Source organism: Arthrobacter saudimassiliensis (assembly GCF_059090665.1).
In genome coordinates, this window is the sequence record NZ_JBNHFX010000018.1 from 1 (window position 1) to 259 (window position 259).

Annotated in this window: 1 rRNA gene; it reads right to left on the bottom strand. The window is 62.5% G+C overall.

The window, feature by feature from the left end:
• A 23S ribosomal RNA gene (locus tag AC5RV6_RS16970) occupies window positions 1-259 on the bottom strand; the annotation flags it as partial.

Sequence of the window (259 nt, forward strand, 5' to 3'; positions counted from 1 at the left end):
CCTACATCCTTGGACCGGGGCAACCATCGCCCGGCCCGGCTACCTTCCTGCGTCACACCTGTTAATACGCTTACCTCCCGGGATCAGGTCCCGCGCTAGGCCAAAACCCTCACACCACAAGGGCGCTCGGGCAGGCTTCGGGCGGTTAGTATCCCCCGCTTGGTATGGGCGGTTCTTCGCCGGTACGGGAATATCAACCCGTTGTCCATCGACTACGCCTGTCGGCCTCGCCTTAGGTCCCGACTTACCCAGGGCAGAT